The 569-nt window shown below is 52.7% G+C and carries 5 tRNA genes; all 5 read right to left on the bottom strand.

Going from position 1 to position 569, the window contains the following annotated elements:
• Window positions 1-70 precede the first annotated feature (70 nt).
• A tRNA-Met gene (locus tag AC1DJR_RS32905) sits at window positions 71-147 on the bottom strand.
• 24 nt (window positions 148-171) lie between these two features.
• Window positions 172-247, bottom strand: a tRNA-Val gene (locus AC1DJR_RS32900).
• 4 nt (window positions 248-251) lie between these two features.
• Window positions 252-326 (bottom strand) — tRNA-Glu (locus AC1DJR_RS32895).
• 8 nt (window positions 327-334) lie between these two features.
• Window positions 335-425: transfer RNA gene (locus AC1DJR_RS32890), tRNA-Ser, on the bottom strand.
• Between the two features lie 3 nt (window positions 426-428).
• Window positions 429-503 (bottom strand) — tRNA-Asn (locus tag AC1DJR_RS32885).
• Window positions 504-569 lie beyond the last annotated feature (66 nt).

The raw sequence follows: 569 nt of genomic DNA, 5'->3' as shown, positions 1-569 counted from the left end.
CGACCGGGGTCGAACCGGCGATCTCCTGCGTGACAGGCAGGCATGTTAACCACTACACCACGGGACCATTTGGTTGCGGGGACAGGATTTGAACCTGCGACCTTCGGRTTATGAGCCCGACGAGCTACCGTACTGCTCCACCCCGCGAYAATATTATTYATATAATTYATATGGTGGAGGATGACGGGATCGAACCGCCGACCCCCTGCTTGTAAGGCAGGTGCTCTCCCAGCTGAGCTAATCCTCCGAAGTGGTGACCCGTACGGGATTCGAACCCGTGTTACCGCCGTGAAAGGGCGGTGTCTTAACCACTTGACCAACGGGCCAATATGTATGGCAGAGAAGAAGGGATTCGAACCCTCGCACCGCGTTAGCGATCTACTCCCTTAGCAGGGGAGCCCCTTGAGCCACTTGGGTACTTCTCTGTATGGCTCCGCAGGTAGGACTCGAACCTACGACCGATCGGTTAACAGCCGATAGCTCTACCACTGAGCTACTGCGGAATAATGAAGACAATTTGTATCTTATAAAAATTCTCATCGTAAGTCAAGAAGTTTTTTCACAACATC

This window comes from Bacillus sp. 05T31, from assembly GCF_056396725.1.
Note: the sequence above shows the minus strand (reverse complement) of the source record. Positions and strands in the feature narration are given on the sequence as shown.